Origin of the sequence: Pseudomonas sp. FEN (genome assembly GCF_904067045.1) — a bacterium.
In the GTDB taxonomy this organism is placed as follows: domain Bacteria; phylum Pseudomonadota; class Gammaproteobacteria; order Pseudomonadales; family Pseudomonadaceae; genus Aquipseudomonas.
Map to the genome: position 1 here is coordinate 36,337 of NZ_CAJFDC010000011.1, position 17,086 is coordinate 53,422.

Consider the following 17,086-nt stretch of genomic DNA (forward strand, 5'->3'; position numbering starts at 1 on the left):
CTTTAATTCCATGTCGCGCACATCATTTGTGTACCACACAAAACCAATGTGGGAGCGCAGCTTGCCCGCGAAGAGGCCATCAGGAACATCCCCCACCCATCAAGCCGCGGCACTACGCCGATAAAACGCCAACACCCCACCCAAGGTCATCAACAAACCACCGGTCACCCGGTTGAACGCCCGCAGATGCCCGCCCTGCAGGCGACTCAACAAGCGTGCGCCGCACAACGCGTAAAACAGCATGATGCTGACATTGAGCAACGTCAGCACCACGGCCAGCAGCGCATATTGCGGTAGTTGCGCTTGCGTGCCGTCGATGAATTGCGGCAGGAATGCCGACATGAACAGCAACGCCTTCGGATTGGTCAACGCCACCACGAAACAGCGCATGAACAACCCGACGGAGCAGCTCGAACCTTCCTCTACTGGCAGTTCAGCCAAGGCTCCGGTCGAGCGCAGCATTTTCCAGCCCAGCCAGACCAGATAAGCCGCCCCCACCCACTTCACCGCCTGGAACAGCGTCTCGCTGGCCTGCAGCAGGATCCCCAGGCCACAGGCCACCGCCGTCACCAGAAGCGCATCGGCCAACACCGCCCCGCCCATGCCCCAGGCCGCCGCCCGCACGCCGTGATTGGAGCCGTTGTGCAACGCCAGCAGCACGGTCGGGCCGGGCATGGCGATGATCGCCGCCGAGCTGATCAGGAACAGGAGCAACGTTGCCAGCGTCATGAAGGTAGCCTTGATAATGAAAAATGAACGTCATTCTGCGGCCGGCACGTCCGCGCTTCAACCGCAGGTACGCCAGCCTGTCGTTTGCGCTGGACGCGACTAAGCTGTTTCGTGATAAAACAGGCTCAATCACTGAAGCGTTTCAGCGTCCTTCCCCACAGACAGGGTGATGCCTCATGACCGACCAGAAGCTGCTCGACTCACTGTTTCCCGCCGCTGCGGACATTCCGGAAAAGTATCGCCTCGAAGGCCAACTGGAGCAACGCGAATACCTGGTCAACGGCAGCTTGCGCACCTGGGCCGGCCCACTGGCGCAGGTCCGCAGCCCAGTGTATCTCGCCACCGCCAACGGCGACGAACAGGTGATCCTCGGCAGCACGCCACTGCTGGACGCCGAGACCGCCCTCAGCGCCCTCGATGCGGCGGTCCACGCCTATGACCGTGGCCAGGGCGAATGGCCGACGTTGCGCGTGGCCGAACGCATCCAGCACGTGGAATCCTTCCTGCGGCGCATGCGCGCGCAACGTGAGGCCGTGGTCAAACTGCTGATGTGGGAGATCGGCAAGAACCTCAAGGACTCCGAGAAGGAGTTCGACCGTACCTGCGACTATATCGTCGACACCATCAATGCCTTGAAGGAGCTCGACCGCCGCTCCAGTCGCTTTGAGCTGGAACAGGACACCCTCGGCCAGATCCGCCGCGTGCCGATGGGCGTGGCGCTGTGCATGGGCCCCTACAACTACCCGCTGAACGAAACCTTCACCACCCTGATCCCCGCGTTGATCATGGGTAATACCGTGGTCTTCAAGCCGGCCAAGCTCGGCGTGCTGCTGATTCGTCCGTTGCTGGAAGCCTTCCGCGACAGTTTCCCGGCTGGGGTGATCAACGTCATCTATGGTAGTGGCCGGGAGACCGTCAGCGCGCTGATGGCCAGCGGCAAGATCGATATCTTCGCCTTTATCGGCACCAACAAGGCCGCCAGCGACCTGAAGAAACTCCATCCCCGGCCCCACCGCCTGCGCGCCGCCCTGGGCCTGGATGCGAAGAACCCGGCCATCGTGCTGCCTGCGGTCGACCTGGACAATGCGGTCAACGAGTGCATCACCGGTTCGTTGTCGTTCAATGGCCAGCGCTGCACCGCATTGAAGATCCTGTTCGTGCACGAAGACGTGGTCGAAGGTTTTATCGAGAAATTCAACCGCAAGGTACAAAGCCTGGTACCCGGCATGCCCTGGGACAACGGCGTGTCTCTGACGCCACTGCCGGAAGCCGGCAAGATCGACTACCTCAAGGCCCTGGTGGCCGATGCCCAGGACAAGGGCGCCACGGTGATCAACCCCGGCGGTGGCCAGACCCGCGCCTCGTTCTTCTACCCGGCGGTGCTCTACCCGGTGAATGCCGGGATGCGTGTGTACCAGGAGGAACAGTTCGGCCCGGTAGTGCCCATCGTGCCCTACCGTGACCTGGAAACCGTCATCGACTACGTGCTGGAGTCGGACTTCGGTCAGCAGTTGAGTGTTTTCGGCACCGATCCGGCCCAGGTCGGCCGACTGGTGGATACCTTCGCCAACCAGGTCGGGCGGATCAATATCAATGCCCAGTGCCAGCGTGGTCCGGACTCCTACCCGTTCAACGGCCGCAAGAACTCGGCCGAAGGTACGCTCTCGGTGCACGATGCCCTGCGGGTATTCTCGATCCGCACCCTGGTGGCAACCAAATTCCAAGACAGCAACAAGACACTGATCAGCGATATCATCCATAATCGCCAGTCGACGTTCCTGACCACCGATTACATCTTCTGACGCCTCAGGTCACCTGTGGGGGCTGGCTTGCCGGCGATGGTAACGACGCGGAGCCTGTCAACCCGCGGTTGCCTGAGTCGCCGGCAAGCTGGTGCTTACAAATGGCATCGATTTTTTATGCCAGGCCCATAGGGTCGCCGGGCGCTCTGATCTATCATTGCGCCTCTGGCTGCCCGGGCCCGCCCTTATTTTTATAAGAAATCCATGCCACGCATCGACCTCCGCCGATTGATCCTGTTGTTGTCGCTCTCCGCCGTCACCCTGACCGCCGGCAACCTGTTCTTCGCCAGCTACCAGACCCAGCGCAACTTCCTGATGGCACAGACCCTGGAAGCCAATCGGATCTATGCCCTGAAGTTGGCCAACACCACCAACAACTTCCTCAAGTCGGCCCAGCAACAACTGGCCTTCAGCGCCGGACTGCTCCCGGCGATCTGGAACCAGCCGCAACAACTGTGGCAGGAAACCCACCGGCTACGTCGCGAGACCAACAGTTTCAACTCGCTGATCATCGTCCGGTCGGACGGCAAGATCATCGCATCGTCTCCACTGTCGATGAACCTGACAGGCGCGGTGGCCGCCAGCGAAGGCTATCGCCAGGCCAGCAGCGCGCGCCAACCCTACATTTCAAGCCCCTATGTCGGGGCCAAAAATCACCTGATGATCCAGATTTCCCATCCGATCTTCGACGCCGGCGGTAACTACCTCGGCTACCTGGGTGCCGGTATCTACCTCAATGAACAGAACATCCTGCACTCGCTATTGGGCGAACAGTATTACCGTGATGGCACCTACCTCTACGTCGTCGATACCCAGGGTCGGCTGATCTATCATCAGGACCCGGCGCGCGTGGGCGAGACGATCAGGGGCAACCCGGCCATCGACGCCGTGATCGCCGGCCAGAGCGGCAGCCTGAGATTGCACAACTCCCGGGGCGTCGACATGCTCACCGGCTATGCGCCAGTGCCCCGGATCGGCTGGGGCGTGATCAGCCAGCGGCCCACGGCCATCACCTTGGAGGGCCTGCAACGACTGATGCTGGAAGTCGCCGGTTACGCCGTGCCGCTGTTGCTGCTGTTGTTGCTGGGCATCTGGTGGGTCTCGACGCTGATCACCAAACCCCTCTGGCAACTGGCCAACTCCACCCAGTATTGGGGCTCGTCCAGCGCCGCCCAGTCGGTCAGCAAGGTAAGGGCCTGGTATTACGAGGCTGCCCAGCTGAAGAACGCCATGCAAAAGGCGCTGTTATCGCTGCACCAGCAATTGGGCCGACTCAATCAGGAAAGTGTCACCGATCCGCTGACCGGCCTGACCAACCGGCGCGGCCTGCAATTGATCCTCGATGACTGGGAAAGCCGTCAACAGCCGTTCTCACTGATCGCCCTGGACATCGACCACTTCAAGCAGGTCAACGACAGCTACGGGCACAACGCTGGCGACCTGGTACTGCAACACCTGGCCCAGCAAATGCGCCGCCACTCCCGGGAAAGCGATGTACTCTGCCGCCAGGGTGGCGAGGAGTTCCTGATGCTGCTGCCGGATACCCCGCCGAACCAGGCGATCCAGGTGGCCGAGCGTCTGCGGGCGGCGATGGCCTACACCGAAAGCCCCAATGGCATTCCGGTCACCGTATCCCTGGGCGTGGTCAGTTGGCCCCAGGTCGGGCAGACCGTGGCCCAGGCGCTCAGGGAAGCGGACCAGGCCCTCTACCAGGCCAAGGCCGGCGGACGCAATCGCGTGGTGTACACCGATCAGGGCATGCCACCAGACGACACGAACGGATAGACTGGGCGCCTCGAGCGAGGCTAACCAGGCCCTCACTCGCCACTGCCAGCCATGGACACCCGACGATTTCGGGAATTTCTTTCGAGATTGACCGCCAGCATGACCTTCAACTTCGACACCCTGATCGACCGCCACAACACCGGCAGCACCAAGTGGAGCCGCTACCCGGCCGATGTCCTGCCGATGTGGGTGGCCGACATGGACCTGCCGGTGGCGGACGCGATCATCCAGGCCCTGCACAAGCGCCTGGAACATCCACAACTGGGTTACAGCGTGGCCCAGGAAGCCCTGCGCCAGGCCATTGTCGCCGACCTCTGGGCCAAGTACGCCTGGCGGGTGCAGCCCCAGGAGCTGATTTTCCTGCCGGGTGTCGAGCCGGGTTTCAACATGGCCCTGCACGCCTTTGTCCAGCCAGGCCAGAACGTCGTGGTGCAGACGCCGAACTACCGGCCGCTGCGCCTGGCGCCGGGCCACTGGAACCTGCCGAAGGTCGAGCTGGCGTTCGAACGTGATGCCCACGGTGACTACCTCACACCGTTCGACGCGCTGCGCAGCGCCTTGCAGGGTGGTGGCGCGCTGTTGCTGAGCAACCCGCACAATCCGTTGGGCAAGGTTTTCCCTCGGGAAGAACTGCAGCAGGTGGCGGATATCTGCCTGCAACAGGGCGCGCTGATCATCAGCGACGAAATCCATGCCGACCTCTGCTTCGACGGTCGCCGCCATGTGCCGATCGCCTCCCTGAGCGCGGAAATCGCCAGGCGCACCATCACCCTGATGTCGGCGAGCAAGGCCTACAACATCGCCGGCTTGAAGACCGCCTATGCCATCGTCCAGGATCCGGCGTTGCGTGAGCGCTTCAACGCCGCCCGCAGTGGAATGGTCGACAGCGTCAACGCCCTTGGGCTGGAAGCCACGTTCACCGCCTACAGCGAGTGCGGGCCGTGGCTCAAGGGCCTGGTCGAATACCTGCAGGGCAACCGTGACTATCTGCAACACGCCGTGGCGACCCGGCTGCCGGGCGTGACCCTGCAACCGATCCAGGGCACTTACCTGGCCTGGCTGGATTGCAGCGCCTTGGGCCTGACGGACCCGTACCGGTTTTTCCTGGAAGAGGCCAAGGTGGGGTTGAGCGCGGGTATCGAGTTCGGCGATGACGCCAAGCAGTTCGTGCGCCTGAATTTCGGTTGCCCGAGGGCGTTGCTGGAGGAAGGTATCAGCCGGATGGAGCAGAGTTTGCGTCGGCGTTGAGAAGGCGATGCCAAAAAACACCGCCACATCCGTAGGAGCAGCCGGTCGACGCTCGATTGCTCGCGAGGGTCATCCAGGCACCGCTGGGTATCAGATGTTGTGGCGATCGGGCTTGCCCGCGTTGGGCTGCGAAGCAGCCCCGAATCCAGTGTAATTTGCAGGAGCGAACTTGCTCGCGAGGGGGCGTCCAGCCCCCACTGGGTATCAGATGTTGTGGCGAGCGGGCTTGCCCGCGTTGGGCTGCGAAGCAGCCCCGAATCCAGTGTAATTTGCAGGAGCGAACTTGCTCGCGAAGGGCGTCCAGACCCCACTGGGTATCAGATGCCCCGAGTTATCGTTGACGTCCATCGCGAGCAAGCTCGGCTCCTACAAGTACAAGGAGCGTGTTGTTTCAGTAGGTCAGGCCTGCTTGTTCAAACGTGGTTTGGCCTTGGGGAAATACGGCGGCTTGACCAGCAGCGTCGGCGCGGGCTTCACCGTCCTGGCCGCAGACTCCTCGACCGGCGGCTCCCCACCGAACTCCGCCACATAAGCCGTCTGGCCGCAGCGCAGACGATTGTTGATGGGAAACTCATCTCCATTGTCGTAAATGTACGCGTCCTTCATAGCCTTCTCCTTCTCACCATAATTGATCCCCGCCGGCAAATACCCGGCGGCTTCAAAAATATTGAGAGTAGTCGAGCGACAGCGATTCGCAGGCCCTGGTGTCAGGTTCCGACGAATGACCAGCCAGTCACAAAACTTCACTTGCGTGACCGGGCTTTCACATCGATTTCACTGGCGCACGCCTGGAGTCGACTCACGCCTCACGTGAATCCCCTTCGACTCGCCTTCGTCGCGAGTCTTTTTTTGCCCGCGCAGCCGGTCGAACCACAGGTAGACCACCGGCGTGGTGTAGAGCGTCAGCAGTTGCGACACCACCAGCCCACCGACAATGGCGATCCCCAGGGGCTGGCGCAGCTCCGAACCGGCGCCGTGGCCGAACGCCAGCGGTACGGCGCCGAGCAACGCCGCCAGCGAGGTCATCAGGATCGGTCGCAGGCGCAGCAGGCAGGCCTCATGCACGGCTTCGCGCGGCGTCATGCCGCCGCGCTCGGCCTCCAGGGTGAAGTCGACGATCATGATCGCGTTCTTCTTGACGATGCCGATCAGCAGGATGATCCCGATCATCCCCAGCACCGACAGGTCCTGCCCGCAGATGATCAACGCCAGCAAGGCACCGAAGCCGGCCGAGGGCAAGGTGGAAATGATCGTCAGCGGATGGATGGCGTTTTCATAGAGCACGCCAAGGACAATGTAGACCGTCAGGATCGCCGCCAGGATCAACCAGGGTTGCGACTTCAGCGAATCCTTGAACGCCTGGGCCGTGCCCTGGAAACTCCCCGACACCGTGTCCGGCAGGCCCACTGCCAGCGAAGCCTTCTCGATGGCGGTGACCGCATCGCTCAAGGCCTGGCCGGGAGCCAGGTCGAACGACAGGGTAATGGCCGGGAACACCCCCTGGTGGTTGATGATGATCGGTGCCAGTTCGTTGCGGATACTCGCCAGCATATCCAGCGGCACCATCGCCCCGCTCGTCGAACGCACATACAGGTGCTTGAGGGTGTCGATGGACATCTGCCAGCGCGGATCCAGTTCGAGGATGACGTGATTCTGGTCCAACTGGGTGAACATCGTCGCGATCTGGCGCTGGCCGAAGGCGTCATAGAGCACGTCGTCGATCGCCTGCACATTGACCCCCAGGCGCGCCGCCGATGGCCGGTCGATCACCAGAGTGGCCTGGGGCGCGGCGCGCTGCTGGTCGGAGGTCACGTTGCGCAACTGCGGCAACTGCTTGAGGCGCGCGAGCAACAACCCGCTCCAGTGCTCAAGCTCCTGACTGTCCGGGTCTTGCAAGGTGTACTGGTACTGGGTCTTGCTGGCCCGGCCGCCGATCTGGATATCCTGGTTGGCCTGCAGGAACAGCTTGATGCCCTGCACCTTGTCGAGTGCCGGCTGCAACCGTGCGATCACCTGCTGGGCACTGACGCTGCGCTGGTCGAACGGCTTGAGGTTGACCATCACCCGCCCCTGGCTGACTGTCGGGTTGGGGCCGATCCAGAAATACGCCTTGGCCACCGCCGGGTCGGCGCTGACGATATCAGTCAGCAGGGCGACCCGCTGGCGCATGGCCTCCGGGGAAATATCCGAGGCGGCTTCGGCCACGCCCTGGATCAGACCGGTGTCCTGCTGCGGAAAAAAGCCCTTGGGGATATACAGGTAGAGCATGGCCGTGGCGACGAAGGTTGCCACGGCTACCGCCAGGGTCAGGCGCTGGTGATCGAGCACCCATTCCAGGCTGCGCCGGTAGCCTTCATGAATCCGCGTATAGACGGCCTCGCAGGCATCGCCGAAACGACTCGCACGCGAATCGTGCTCCGCTTTGAGCAACCAGGCGCACAACATCGGTGTCACGGTCAGGGAAACAATACCGGACATCAGGATCGCCACGCTGACCGTCACCGCGAACTCACGCATCAGCCGGCCGACGATACCGCCCATCAGCAGGATCGGCAGGAACACCGCGATCAGCGACACGGTCATCGAAACGATGGTGAAACCCACCTCGCGCAAACCGTCCAGCGCCGCCTGGATCCGCGACTTGCCCATTTCCAGGTGGCGGACGATGTTTTCCATGACCACGATGGCGTCGTCGACCACAAAACCGACGGCGATCGCCAGGCCCATGATCGACAGGTTGTCCAGGCTATAGCCCAACAGGTACATCACGGCAAAGGTCGCCACCAGCGACAGCGGGATGGTCAGGGTGGGAATCAGCGTCGCGGTGGCCTTGCGCAGGAACACGAAGATCACCACGACCACCAGGGCGATGGACAGCAGCAGGGTGAACTGCACGTCGTTGACCGAGGCGTTGATGGTCTGGGTGCGGTCGCCGATCACCTGGACCTGGACATCCCGCGGCAACGACGCGGTCAGGCCCGGCAGGCTGGCCTTGATGTTGGCGATGGTCGACAGCACGTTGAAACCCGGCTGTTTGTGGATGTCGACGATGACCGTCGGCTGACCGTCGATACCGGCGGCCTGCTGGGTGTCCTCGGCGGCATCGATGACCCGGCCAAGGTCGCCGAGCTTGATCGGCACCCCGGCCTTGTAGGCCACCACCTGCTCGCGATAGCCCTTGGGGTCGAGCAGTTGATCGGTGGCATCGAGGGTCACCGAGCGGTACTGGCCGTTGAGGTTGCCCTTGGGTTGATCCAGGGTGCTGAGGCCGACCACGCCGCGCACCTCTTCCAGGGTCAGGCCACGCGCCGCCAGCGCGTCCGGGTCGATCTGGATACGCACCGCCGGCTTCTGCTCGCCATGGAAATCCACCAGGCCGACGCCGGGCATCTGCGACAGGCGCTGGGCCAGATAGTTGTCGGCGTAGCGATCGAGTTCCGGCAAGGTCCGTGTCGGCGAGGTCAGCGCCAGGGACAGTACGGTGAACTCCGCCGGGTTGACCTTGTTGAAGGTCGGCGTACTGGTCATGGTATTCGGCAAGGTGGCACTGGCGGTGTTGATCGCGGTCTGCACGTCCTGGGCCGCACCGTCGATATTGCGCGACAGGTCGAACTGCAGGACGATCTGGGTCTTGCCCGAGGAACTCGACGAGGTCATCGAGGTAACCTGCGGCACCGCCGCGAACGCCCGTTCCAGTGGGGTCGCCACCGAAGTCGCCATGGTTTCGGCACTGGCCCCGGAGAGTTTGGCGGTCACCTGGATGGTGGGAAAGTCCACCGTTGGCAACGGCGCCACCGGCAGTTGAAAATAGGCGACGATGCCCAGCAACATCACCCCCAGGGCCAGCAGGCAGAGGCCGGTGCGGCGCTGGATCAGACCGGCGAGCAGGTTCATCGCTGGCCTCCACTGCTGCTGGACAATGCCAGTTCGGGCGTCGCCGGGGCCGAGTCCAGGCTGACGGGTTTGACCTTGAGCCCGGGGGCGATCCGCGACTGCCCCTGGACCACCACCACCTCACCCGGCGCCAGGCCGTCCTTGATCCACTGCTGCCCATCGACCACCGTCGCCGCCGTGACCTGCCGTGGCTCGACCCGCTGGTCGGCATTGACCACATAGACGAAGTCACCCTTCTGCCCCTGCTGTACCGCGTTGGCCGGCACCACGGTGGCGGCCTTCTCGGTATTCACCAACAGGCGCGCGCCCACCAGTTGGCCGGGCCAGAGTTGCTGGTCGGCATTGTGAAATTGCGCCTTGAGCTGGATCTGCCCGCTGGCGGCGATCACCTGGCTATCGATGAAACTCAGGTAGCCGGTGGCCAACTGCCGATGACCGTCGCGGCTCATGGCGAACACCTGCAAGGGCGCCACGGCGTTTTCCTTGAGGATCCGCGCCAAGTCGTCCTGGGACACCGCGAAGGCCACCGAGATCGGGTCCATCTGCGTCAGGGTCACCAGTCCGCTGGCATCGGCGCCATGGACAATCGAACCGACGTCCAGCAGGCGTTGTCCGGTGCGGCCGGTGAACGGCGCGTCGATCCGGGTAAAAGCCAATTGCAAGCGGGCATTCTCCAGTGCCGCCTGGTCGGCCTGGACCGTGGCCTGCTGGGCCGCCAACTGGGCCCGGTAGGTGTCGACGTCCTGGGTCGGGCCGGCCTTGGCCGCCGCCAGCTTGCTGGCCCGGTCGAGGTTGACCCGCAAGTTAGCAAGCTGCGCCTGGTCCTTGCTGACCAATGCCTGGGCCTGGGCTACCTGGGCCTGGTACACCCGCGGATCGATCTGCGCCAACTGGCTGCCTTCGCTGACCATCTGGCCCTCGGTGAACAGGACTTTCTGCAACTCGCCGTCGACCCGCACCCGCACGTTGACGGTGTTGAGGGGCTGGACATTGCCGATGGCGTCGATCCAGATCGGCAGGTCCTTTTGCCCGGCCGCCTGCATCACCACCGGGATGGCGCTGTCGACGGACGCAACCGGCGCCGCCTGGGCCCGATCGATCCATTGGCTCTTGATCAACAGCGACGCGCCGAGCAGGGCCACGGCCAACAGGCCGAGGCGCAGACGACGGGAATGGGATAGCGCCTGGGGTAAGTGCTTCATGGCTGAGCCACCTGAGAAGGGGAAGAAGGGCTGACGGCCAGGGTCGGCACGCTGAAATCGCCGCCGATGGCGCGGAACAGACCGACGGCGGCCTGTAAATGCTGGAGGCGGACCTGCAACAGGCTGTCTTCGGCCTGGTACTGGGTGCGCTCGACCACCAGCAGCGTCTGGAAATCGGTAGAGCCGAGCCGGTAGCGGACCTGGGCCAGGCGCGCGGCCTCGCGAGCCGACTCGACGGCGGCCTGGTTCAGGACGTAGGCCTGGTCCAGTTGCCGCGCGGCACTGAGCTGGGTTTCCACGTCACGCAGGGCTTCGATGATGGATTCGCGATAGCTGGCGGTCAGCTCCTGCACATGGGCCTGGTCGGCGTGCAGTTGCCCGGTCAGTTGCCCGCCGCTGAACACCGGCTGGGCCAGGGTGCCGACGACACTCCAGAGATGCCCGCCGGCCAGGGTGTCGACACCGCCCAGCAGATCCAGCGAGAGGTTGGGCAGGAACGCCGCCCGGGCCACGCCGACGTCAAAGTTGGCCGACATCAGGCGGGCTTCGGCGGCCTGGACATCCGGGCGCTGGCGCAGCAGGCCAACGGGCAGGCCGACCCTGGGTTGCGGCACCTGGAGAGCATCGAGCCCGCTCTGCTGCAGCTTGAAACCTTCAGGTGGCACACCCACCAGCACCGCCAGTTGGTACAGCGCCGCGTCGAGCTGCTGTTGCAACAGCGGTACGGCGGCCTCGAAGGTTTGCTGGGCATTGCGTTGCTGTTCGACTTCCAGGCTCGACACCGCGCCCTGGCTGGCCTGTACCTGTACCAGGTCGAGGACCTGGCTGGCGTCGGTGGCGATGGACTGAGCCAGGCGCACCCGTTCTTGCAGCGAGAGCACCTGGAAATAGGTGTCGGCGATACTGGCGCCGAGGGTCATGCGCAGGGTCTGGGCGTCGAACTGGCTGGCGCTGGCCAGGGCCTCGGAGGCGTCGGCCGTGGCCCGTTGCTTGCCCCAGAAGTCCACCTCGTAGGTGGCCTGGGCGAAGACGCTGGCTTTTTTCGTGCTGCCGTAGTTGTTCTGGCGCTGGTAGTTACCGCCCAGGGACAGGTTGGGGTATTGCCCGGCCCCGGCCACCTGGGCAATGGCCCGGGCCTGGTCGACCCGACTGATGGCGGCCTTGAGGGTGTAGTTGTCATTCAGGCCGCGGGCAATCAGGCCATCGAGCTCGGCACTGCGGAACTCACGCCACCAGGCCCCGCCCTGGGTATCGGCCGGGCTGGTTGACGGGTCCTTGGCCGACCACCGCGGAGCCAGGGGCAAGGCTGGTGGCTGGTAGCCTGGCACCAGCGAGCAGCCGCCCAGCAGGGTCAGACCGGCCAGGGCCAGGGCGCGGAACAGTCGGCCTGGGGCATGGGGGGGATGAAAAACCTCGAATCTCGGCGTGAGACGCATCTACGGGATATCTCCAAAACCTGTGTGGCAGAGCCATCGATCAGGTTCCGAAGCTATCAGGCACGGGCTCGCGCCCCGTTCCTCCAAAGCTAAATTTTAGTTTAGGCAAGCGTCAGGTGAACGCGGCTTCTTCTGTAGGAGCCGAGCTTGCCCGCGATGGTCGCCCAGGCACCGCTGGGTATCAGATGCCCCGCGTTATCGTTGACGTCCATCGCGAGCAAGCTCGGCTCCTACAGAGTGAACCGCGCATCAGGGCTCAAGACGCTCCTCGCCATCCCGGACCAAGCGGTAACCCACCCCCGGCACCGTCTGGATCAGCGAATGGCTGAACCCGACATCCAGTTTGCGGCGCAGCCGATAGATATGCTTATCGATCACATTGTCGATGGGATCGAAGTCGTAGTCCCAGGCACTTTCCAGCAACATGCCGCGGGTCACCACCTCATCGCTGTGACGCATGAGCTTTTCCAGGATCAGCGACTCGCGCTGCTGCAAGGCGATGACCCGCCCTTCGCGGGTGGCGGTACGCGAGGCGCAATCCAGTTGCAGGCTGCCGACCCGCAAGGTGCGCGACAGCCCCACCACCGGGTCGCGGCCACGCTGCAAGGCCTCGAGCCGAGCGAGTACCTCGACGAAGGCATAGGGTTTGGCCAGGTAATCGTCACAACCGGCGCGCAAGCCTTCGACCCGCTGGGCGGTGGAGTCCAGGGCACTGAGCATCAGCACCGGAGTGCGCAGCCCCTGGCGCCGCAGTGCCTGGACCAGCGCGATGCCATCGAGCCCGGGCAACTTGCGGTCGACGATCAGGGCGTCGTAAATCCCTTCCAGGGCCATGTCCAGGCCGCTGCGACCATCGTTCACGGTATCGGTGACATGCCCGCTTTCGTTGAGGCCACGCACCAGGTAACTGGCGGCCCGGGCATCATCCTCGATGACCAGAATCCTCAAGGCCGGCTCCGCGGCGACTCAGCTAAACTTTTTTTCATATTGACGCGACCTTTCAGATAAACCCGGTTTGGCACACTATGCCGGTCGACAAGCCAGCCACGATGCGCCGGCCAGCCGGAATCCTCCGGGATCCGTGCAAGACTACCACCCTCTCTCATCCTGCGAAGTGCCCATGACCCATGTACTGGTCGTCGAGGACGACCCCGCCACTGCTCGGGAGATCGAAGCAGCCCTGCAAGACCACGGCTTCGACGTCACCCACGTCGATAACGGCCGGGACGGCCTGGTGCGCGCGATCAGCGACAGCTTCGACGTCATCGTGCTCGACCGCATGCTGCCTGGCGCCCTTGATGGCCTGGGCATGCTCACTGCCCTGCGCGCCTCGGGCATTGCCACGCCGGTGCTGATCCTCAGCGCCCTCAGCGCGCTGGATGAGCGGGTGCGCGGCCTGCGCGCCGGCGGCGACGACTACCTGACCAAGCCCTTCGAATTCATCGAACTGACCGCCCGCCTCGATGCCCTGAGCCGACGGCGGGTCGCCCCCAGCGAGGAACGGGTCAACCGCCTGCGCGTCGGCAACCTGGAACTCGACCTGCTCAAGCGCAGCGTCAAGCGTGGCGAACGCCTTGTCGAACTGCTGCCACGGGAATACGCCCTGCTCGAATACCTGGTGCAACACGCCGAGCAGGTAGTGACGCGGACCATGTTGTTCGAGGCCGTGTGGAACTACGCCTATGACGAACGGACCAATGTCATCGAAGTGCATATGGGCCGCTTGCGCCGCAAGGTCGACGGCGACGGCGAGGAGCCGATGATCCATACCATTCGCGGGGCTGGCTATGTTCTCCGTTCACCTGCGTGAAATCCCCCGGACCATCAGTTTCCGCACGGCGCTGATGTCCCTGGCGCTGTTCAGTTGTTCGTTCCTCGCGCTGTTCGGCTACCTCTATTGGCAGACCGCCGGCTACCTGATGGCCGAGGTCGATAGCGCCCTGTATCGGCAGATCGACACCCGCAGCGCGCAATCCGACGAAGTGCGCCTGGAAGAAATCCGCAAGCACTCCGAACAGGATATCGACGGCCGGGTCCCCCATGGTCTCTACAATGCCCAGGGCAAGCTGATTGCCGGGGCGGTCAGTGACATGCCGGCGTTCAAAGGCTATGACAAACCCAACGAATTTTTCTGGGAGAAGACCCGCCGAAAGGACCGACCGATCCGCTTCATGATGCATCGCCTGGACAATGGCCAGACCCTGATGGTGGCCCAGGATATCCATGACATCCGCGAGTTCGACGAATTGCTGGTCAATGCAATGGTCTCCGGTGGCGCGCTGCTGTTGCTGGTGGGCTTGCTCGGGGCGGTCGGGCTGGGCTACGCGGCGCGCCGGCGCCTGGATGTGCTGACCCGCGCCATCGAACGCATCGTCAAGGGCGACCTCAATGAACGTCTGCCGACCCGCGGCAACCGGGACGATATCGACCGTATCGCCACGGTGGTCAACCAGATGCTCGACGAGCTGGAGCGCCTGATGAGCGAGGTCAAGGGCGTCTGCGACGATATCGCCCACGACTTGCGCACCCCCCTCACCCGCTTGCTCGCCGGTCTGGAGCGGGCCCAGCGGCGGCACCTGCGCGAAGACGAATACGCGGCGGCCATCGACAACGCCATCGCGGATGCCCAGGGCTTGCTCTCGACCTTCCGCGCCCTGCTGCGGATTTCCGAGATCGAGGCCAGCGCCCGGCGCAGCAGCTTTGCCGAGATCGACCTGAACCGTATCGCCGCCGACGCCGCCGAGTTCTTCGAACCACTGGCCGAAGAGCGTGGCATCGAGCTGAGCCTGAGCTGTACGCCCGCGCCCTGCCTGATCTTCGGCGATGCGCAGTTGCTATTCGATGCCACCTACAACCTGCTGGACAACGCCATCAAGTTTTCGCCCGACCACGGCCGGGTGCGGATGGTGGTGCTGGATACCCCGGGGCACCGAGGATTGTGCGTGGTCGACAATGGCCCGGGGATTCCCGAGGCCGAACGCGAGGCGGTGTTCCGCCGCCTGTATCGTTCCGAGTCGAGTCGGCATACGGCGGGCAACGGACTGGGCTTGAGCATGGTGGCGGCGGTGGCGCGGCTGCATGACATGCGCCTTGAGGTGCGGGATGCCCAGCCGGGTTGCCGGATCGAATTGATCGTCGGTTCCTGAAAGCCCAGCGATAAGTTTCATTGAGGCGACACAACAGTGGTGTAAAATCGATAGACCAGCGCTTGTGCCGATACTGGCACCTGCGCCCCTGCGGAGAGCGAATGAACAAGGTCATCGCATTGCTATCGGGCTTGCCCCTGATGCTGGCGTTGAGTGGTTTTACCACCCGAAATCACCTCGACAACCAGGTCAAGCTGGACGACTACACACGCCAGAAGATCGAGTTCATCGAGACCCGGATCCTCAGGCACGCCGGCAACGAGCAAGGCGAGCGGATCAAGAATATCTCCGCCAACTTCCTCGGCACGCCCTATGTCGCGCATATGCTGGTCGGCTCCGCGACCGCGCCGGAGAAGCTGGTGATCGACTTCCGCGGTCTGGATTGCTTTACCTACCTGGATTATGTCGAGGCCCTGCGCAAGTCCGACAGCCTGCCGCGCTTCGTTGAAAACCTGGTCCGCACGCGCTACGCGCAGGGCAAGGTCAGCTACGCCGAACGCAAGCACTTCTTCACCGACTGGGCCCACACCCAGCCCCTCAACGCCCGGGATGTGACAACCCAGGCCAGCCCCAGGGCCACGACCGTCACCAAGGTCTTGAATGCACAAGCGGACAGCGCGGGTGGCACGCTGATCCCGTCGCTCGGCACGGTCGAGCGCGCCATCACCTACATCCCCAGCCAGTGGATCGACGACAGCGTGGTCAGCCACCTGAAAACCGGTGACTACATCGGGATCTACACCCCGGCCGAAGGGCTGGATGTCACCCACACCGGCATCTTCATCATGACCGACAAGGGGCCGGTGCTGCGCAATGCTTCCGCCCGCGAAGCCAACCACAAGGTGGTCGATTCGCCGTTCCTGGAGTACGTGAGGAAAACCCCGGGCATCGTGGTACTCAGGGCGATCTGAGTGGTGTCAGCGCTGCAGCGGTATGTCATCGGCGCAGATGAAATCGATGAACGCGCGTAGCTTGGGGGTCAAGTAGCGACTCGACGGCCAGACCACCTGCATCTGTAGCGTGCGCAGGATTCGCCCCGGCAATATCGACTCCAGTTCGCCGACCGCCAGCGCCTCGCGCACGGCGAACTCGGGTACGCAGGCAATGCCCAGGCCTTGCCGAGCGGTATGGATCAACATATCCAGGTTGTTGCAGACCATCGTCTCCGGCACCTTCAGCTCAGTGCCCTGGGCCAGCCCCGCCAACGGCCACTTTTCCAGCTTGCCGGTGGAAGGCATCCGGTAATGCAGGCATTGGTGCTCCAACAGCTGTTCCACCGCCTGCGGGTAACCCTTCGCGGCGAAATAGCCCGGTGCGCCCACCAGATGAAACTCGCAGTTGCCCAACTTCCTGGCCATCAGCCGCGAATCGTGCAATTGCCCAGTGCGGATCACGGCATCAAACCCCTCCTCGACCAGATCCACCAGGCGATCGGTGAAGTCCAGCTCCAGGCGGACTTCCGGATATTGGCGCATGAACGACGAAAGTTGCATGAACAGCACCTTGCCCTGCAACGGCAGACTGATGCGCAACGTGCCCCGTGGCGCTTGGCTGGAACTGCAGAGCTCCTGCTCGGCCGCTTCCAGTTCATTGAGCACTCGCCGACAGCGCTCAAGAAACAGCGTGCCTTCGGCGGTCAGGTTGATGCTGCGGGTATTGCGATGGAACAGCCGCGCACTGAGCTTGTGCTCCATGCGGGCGATACTTTTGCCCACGGCCGAGGCGGAAATACCGAGCAAGCGGCCGGCGGCGACAAAACTACGACTTTCGGCGACCTGCACGAACACGGTGATGCCATTGAGTTTGTCCACCACTCGCTCCCTTGATTAAGGACAAAAAGATCC

Annotated in this window: 13 protein-coding genes; 6 read left to right on the top strand and 7 right to left on the bottom strand. The window is 63.4% G+C overall.

Features of this window, described 5'->3' with window-relative positions; all coding sequences use genetic code 11:
* Nucleotides 1-99: 99 nt before the first annotated feature.
* Nucleotides 100-729 carry a LysE family translocator gene (locus PFEN_RS11850; RefSeq protein WP_191487027.1) on the bottom strand — a complete coding sequence of 210 codons (630 nt, stop codon included), beginning with the start codon at nucleotides 727-729 and terminating at the stop codon, nucleotides 100-102.
* Between the two features lie 176 nt (nucleotides 730-905).
* On the opposite strand from PFEN_RS11850, the gene PFEN_RS11855 reads away from it, so the two are divergent.
* The 3 genes from PFEN_RS11855 to PFEN_RS11865 all read left to right on the top strand — a co-directional run bounded on the left by PFEN_RS11855 (nucleotide 906) and on the right by PFEN_RS11865 (nucleotide 5,564).
* Nucleotides 906-2,531, top strand: coding sequence for an NADP-dependent glyceraldehyde-3-phosphate dehydrogenase (locus PFEN_RS11855; protein ID WP_191487028.1), 1,626 nt, complete (start codon nucleotides 906-908; stop codon nucleotides 2,529-2,531).
* Nucleotides 2,532-2,735: 204 nt separating this feature from the next.
* Complete coding sequence (locus PFEN_RS11860; protein ID WP_191487029.1) at nucleotides 2,736-4,316, top strand: diguanylate cyclase; 1,581 nt, start codon at nucleotides 2,736-2,738, stop codon at nucleotides 4,314-4,316.
* A 99-nt stretch (nucleotides 4,317-4,415) separates the two neighbouring features.
* Complete coding sequence (locus PFEN_RS11865) at nucleotides 4,416-5,564, top strand: MalY/PatB family protein (RefSeq protein ID WP_191487030.1); 1,149 nt, start codon at nucleotides 4,416-4,418, stop codon at nucleotides 5,562-5,564.
* Nucleotides 5,565-5,963: 399 nt separating this feature from the next.
* Here the strand turns inward: PFEN_RS11865 and PFEN_RS11870 are convergent, their stop codons facing one another.
* The 5 genes from PFEN_RS11870 to PFEN_RS11890 all read right to left on the bottom strand — a co-directional run bounded on the left by PFEN_RS11870 (nucleotide 5,964) and on the right by PFEN_RS11890 (nucleotide 13,044).
* On the bottom strand, nucleotides 5,964-6,170 hold the full coding sequence (locus PFEN_RS11870) for a hypothetical protein (protein WP_191487031.1): 207 nt from the start codon (nucleotides 6,168-6,170) through the stop codon (nucleotides 5,964-5,966).
* Between the two features lie 168 nt (nucleotides 6,171-6,338).
* A complete protein-coding gene (locus tag PFEN_RS11875) occupies nucleotides 6,339-9,458 on the bottom strand; it encodes an efflux RND transporter permease subunit (RefSeq protein ID WP_191487032.1) in 3,120 nt (1,039 codons plus the stop codon).
* Nucleotides 9,455-10,660 carry an efflux RND transporter periplasmic adaptor subunit gene (locus PFEN_RS11880; protein ID WP_191487033.1) on the bottom strand — a complete coding sequence of 402 codons (1,206 nt, stop codon included), beginning with the start codon at nucleotides 10,658-10,660 and terminating at the stop codon, nucleotides 9,455-9,457. The genes PFEN_RS11875 and PFEN_RS11880 overlap by 4 nt, the downstream gene beginning before the upstream one ends.
* The gene (locus tag PFEN_RS11885) at nucleotides 10,657-12,096 is read right to left on the bottom strand and encodes an efflux transporter outer membrane subunit (protein ID WP_191487034.1); all 1,440 of its coding nucleotides are present in this window, start codon (nucleotides 12,094-12,096) and stop codon (nucleotides 10,657-10,659) included. The genes PFEN_RS11880 and PFEN_RS11885 overlap by 4 nt, the downstream gene beginning before the upstream one ends.
* 249 nt (nucleotides 12,097-12,345) lie before the next feature.
* Nucleotides 12,346-13,044, bottom strand: a complete 699-nt coding sequence (locus PFEN_RS11890; RefSeq protein WP_191487035.1) for a response regulator transcription factor — start codon at nucleotides 13,042-13,044, stop codon at nucleotides 12,346-12,348.
* 172 nt (nucleotides 13,045-13,216) lie between these two features.
* On the opposite strand from PFEN_RS11890, the gene PFEN_RS11895 reads away from it, so the two are divergent.
* The 3 genes from PFEN_RS11895 (at nucleotide 13,217) to PFEN_RS11905 (ending at nucleotide 16,153) form a co-directional block, all read left to right on the top strand.
* Nucleotides 13,217-13,906: a response regulator transcription factor gene (locus PFEN_RS11895; protein ID WP_191487036.1), complete on the top strand. Its 690-nt coding sequence runs from the start codon at nucleotides 13,217-13,219 to the stop codon at nucleotides 13,904-13,906.
* Entirely contained in the window at nucleotides 13,884-15,242 is a 1,359-nt protein-coding gene (locus tag PFEN_RS11900) for a sensor histidine kinase (RefSeq protein WP_191487037.1), read from the top strand. The genes PFEN_RS11895 and PFEN_RS11900 overlap by 23 nt, the downstream gene beginning before the upstream one ends.
* A gap of 101 nt (nucleotides 15,243-15,343) precedes the next feature.
* Nucleotides 15,344-16,153 carry a DUF1460 domain-containing protein gene (locus tag PFEN_RS11905; protein WP_191487038.1) on the top strand — a complete coding sequence of 270 codons (810 nt, stop codon included), beginning with the start codon at nucleotides 15,344-15,346 and terminating at the stop codon, nucleotides 16,151-16,153.
* A gap of 6 nt (nucleotides 16,154-16,159) precedes the next feature.
* Here PFEN_RS11905 and PFEN_RS11910 read toward each other — a convergent pair whose 3' ends face one another.
* The gene (locus PFEN_RS11910; RefSeq protein WP_191487039.1) at nucleotides 16,160-17,053 is read right to left on the bottom strand and encodes a LysR family transcriptional regulator; all 894 of its coding nucleotides are present in this window, start codon (nucleotides 17,051-17,053) and stop codon (nucleotides 16,160-16,162) included.
* Between the last annotated feature and the right edge of the window lie 33 nt (nucleotides 17,054-17,086).